This is a genomic window from Alkalibacillus salilacus, from assembly GCF_030812915.1.
Classification (GTDB): domain Bacteria; phylum Bacillota; class Bacilli; order Bacillales; family Alkalibacillaceae; genus Alkalibacillus; species Alkalibacillus salilacus.
The window spans coordinates 1-2,968 of the sequence record NZ_JAUSTQ010000025.1 but is presented as its reverse complement, the minus strand read 5'-3'; the positions used below and the strand labels follow the sequence as shown (position 1 = coordinate 2,968).

General features: G+C 53.9%; 1 rRNA gene. It reads left to right on the top strand.

The features are described from left to right. The first annotated feature begins 16 nt into the window (after positions 1–16). Positions 17–2,946 (top strand): 23S ribosomal RNA (locus J2S77_RS14375). Positions 2,947–2,968 lie beyond the last annotated feature (22 nt).

The window sequence follows — 2,968 nt, the reverse complement described above, 5'->3', positions numbered from 1 at the left end:
TCTTTTCACGCAAGTTAGTTAAGTGAACAAGGGCGCACGGTGGATGCCTTGGCACTAGGAGTCGAAGAAGGACGGGACAAACACCGATATGCCTCGGCGAGCAGTAAGTAAGCGTCGACCCGGGGATGTCCGAATGGGGAAACCCACGACCCGTAATGGGGTCGTATCCATGGCTGAATTCATAGGTCATGGAAGACAACTCAGGGAACTGAAACATCTCAGTACCTGAAGGAAGAGAAAGCAACCGCGATTTCCTGAGTAGCGGCGAGCGAAACGGAAACAGCCCAAACCAAGGCGCATGCGTCTTGGGGTTGTAGGACACGCCAAACGGAGTGATCAAGATACACGGTAGATGAAGCAACCTGGAACGGTTCGCCAGAGACGGTAATAGCCCGGTAATCGAAACGGTGTATCCTCCGGCGTGGATCCTGAGTACGACGGAACACGTGTTATTCCGTCGGAATCCGGGAGGACCATCTCCCAAGGCTAAATACTCCCTAGTGACCGATAGTGAACCAGTACCGTGAGGGAAAGGTGAAAAGCACCCCGGAAGGGGAGTGAAATAGAACCTGAAACCGTGTGCCTACAAGTAGTCGAAGCCCGTTAATGGGTGACGGCGTGCCTTTTGTAGAATGAACCGGCGAGTTACGAGGACGAGCAAGGTTAAAGAGCAGATCTGGAGCCGCAGCGAAAGCGAGTCTGAACAGGGCGCATCAGTTCGTCATCGTAGACCCGAAACTGTGTGATCTACCCATGTCCAGGGTGAAGGTCAGGTAACACTGACTGGAGGCCCGAACCCACGTATGTTGAAAAATGCGGGGATGAGGTGTGGGTAGCGGTGAAATGCCAATCGAACACAGAGATAGCTGGTTCTCTCCGAAATAGCTTTAGGGCTAGCCTCAACGTAGCGAGTCTTGGAGGTAGAGCACTGATTGGACTAGGGGCCCCTATCGGGTTACCGAATTCAGTCAAACTCCGAATGCCAATGACTTACCGTTGGGAGTCAGACTATGGGTGATAAGGTTCATAGTCGAAAGGGAAACAGCCCAGACCGCCAGCTAAGGTCCCTAAGTATGTGTTAAGTGGGAAAGGATGTGACGTTGCTCAGACAACCAGGATGTTAGCTTAGAAGCAGCTATCATTTAAAGAGTGCGTAATAGCTCACTGGTCGAGTGACGTTGCGCCGAAAATTTACCGGGGCTAAACACATCACCGAAGCTGCGGATTGTCCGCAGGACAATGGTAGGAGAGCGTTCTAAGGGCGTTGAAGTCAGACCGTGAGGACTGGTGGAGCGCTTAGAAGTGAGAATGCCGGTATGAGTAGCGAAAAAGAAGTGAGAATCTTCTTCACCGTAAGCCTAAGGTTTCCTGAGGAAGGCTCGTCCGCTCAGGGTAAGTCGGGACCTAAGCCGAGGCCGAAAGGCGTAGGCGATGGCCAACAGGTTGAAATTCCTGTACCACCTCCTTTCCGTTCGAACGACGGGGAGACGCAGGAGGATAAGGGAAGCGTGCCACTGGATGTGCACGCCCAAGCAGAGAGTGTGATGGATAGGCAAATCCGTCCATCGGACGCATGATCTGTGATGGGGAGGGAACATAAGTACCGAAGTCCCGGATTTCACACTGCCTAGAAAAGCCTCTAGTGAGGAAAGAGGTGCCCGTACCGCAAACCGACACAGGTAGGCGAGGAGAGTATCCTAAGGTGATCGGGAGAACTCTCGTTAAGGAACTCGGCAAAATGACCCCGTAACTTCGGGAGAAGGGGTGCTCATCTAGGCTACGGCCTAGGGAGCCGCAGTGAAAAGGCCCAAGCGACTGTTTATCAAAAACACAGGTCTCTGCGAAGCCGTAAGGCGAAGTATAGGGGCTGACACCTGCCCGGTGCTGGAAGGTTAAGGGGATGCGTTCGTCCTTCGGGACAAAGCGTTGAACCGAAGCCCCAGTAAACGGCGGCCGTAACTATAACGGTCCTAAGGTAGCGAAATTCCTTGTCGGGTAAGTTCCGACCCGCACGAAAGGTGCAACGACTTGGGCACTGTCTCAACGAGAGACCCGGTGAAATTATACTATGCGTGAAAATGCGCATTACCCGCGACAAGACGGAAAGACCCCGTGGAGCTTTACTGTAGCCTGATATTGAATGTTGGTACAGCTTGTACAGGATAGGTGGGAGCCTAAGATGCCGGAGCGCAAGCTTCGGCGGAGGCGCTGGTGGGATACCACCCTGGCTGTACGGACATTCTAACCCCGAGCCGTGATCCGGTTCGGAGACAGTGTCAGGTGGGCAGTTTGACTGGGGCGGTCGCCTCCCAAAAGGTAACGGAGGCGCCCAAAGGTTCCCTCAGAATGGTTGGAAATCATTCGCAGAGTGTAAAGGCAGAAGGGAGCTTGACTGCGAGACTTACAAGTCGAGCAGGGACGAAAGTCGGGCTTAGTGATCCGGCGGTTCCGCATGGAAGGGCCGTCGCTCAACGGATAAAAGCTACCCCGGGGATAACAGGCTTATCTCCCCCAAGAGTCCACATCGACGGGGAGGTTTGGCACCTCGATGTCGGCTCATCGCATCCTGGGGCTGTAGTCGGTCCCAAGGGTTGGGCTGTTCGCCCATTAAAGCGGTACGCGAGCTGGGTTCAGAACGTCGTGAGACAGTTCGGTCCCTATCTGTCGTGGGCGTTGGAAATTTGAGAGGAGCTGTCCTTAGTACGAGAGGACCGGGATGGACACACCGCTGGTGTACCAGTTGTTCCACCAGGAGCACTGCTGGGTAGCTACGTGTGGTCGGGATAAGTGCTGAAAGCATCTAAGCATGAAGCCCCCCTCAAGATGAGATTTCCCATTGCCTCGAGCAAGTAAGATCCCTCAGAGACGATGAGGTTGATAGGTCCGAGGTGGAAGCGTGGTGACACGTGGAGCTGACGGATACTAATCGATCGAGGACTTAACTAACGGTTAAGACGCCTGGTCGACG